Origin of the sequence: Vibrio sp. 1727, assembly GCF_033344415.1 — a bacterium.
Taxonomy (GTDB): domain Bacteria; phylum Pseudomonadota; class Gammaproteobacteria; order Enterobacterales; family Vibrionaceae; genus Vibrio; species Vibrio alginolyticus.
Genome location: NZ_JAWPOT010000506.1, coordinates 1 through 574, shown reverse-complemented (window position 1 = coordinate 574; position 574 = coordinate 1). Strand labels below are relative to the sequence as shown.

Annotated in this window: 1 pseudogene; it reads left to right on the top strand. The window is 47.7% G+C overall.

What is annotated here, in order from left to right:
• Positions 1 to 408: pseudogene (locus R8O10_RS26625) on the top strand (TIGR03503 family protein); the annotation flags it as partial.
• Positions 409 to 574 lie beyond the last annotated feature (166 nt).

Here is a 574-nt window from a genome sequence, read left to right as displayed (position 1 = left end):
AGCCAAGGTCAAGTGTCACAGGATGGTATGAAAACCACCTTGAACTTGGATAACGATCCTGAACTGGGCAAGTACTCATGGCGCGGAGAAATCTTTGCAACGGATTTCGCAACCCAGCGTGCACTGGTGTTTCCTATTCAAGAACAAACCTTCAGTGTCGTTGATGAAGTGGATTTAGAAGCTGCCCGCATAGCCAAAGAAGCAGAGCTGGCCGAGCAACGCCGTATTGAGATGGAAAAACGCATCATTGCAGAGCGCGAAGCAGAGCGTAAACGCAGCATGATCATCATTGCGGTCGGCAACGTAGTGATGCTTTTGATTGCTGTTGTGGCTTGGATTGTGTGGCGCAAGTTAAAAGCGAAACGACAAGCCATGCCTGAAATGCAATTGGAAGTGCCAAAGAAATAAGGCAGAAGAGTTAGAGAAAGAACGGAGCCCATCGGCTCCGTTTTTTGTTTATCTTAGATTATCGCTTAAGCCACTTCTGGAATTGGCTTTGGTGGTTGTTCCAAATCGGGTTCTTTTTGCACGGTTGGAACAATCCCTTCACCGACAGCACTGAGGTAGCTACCAC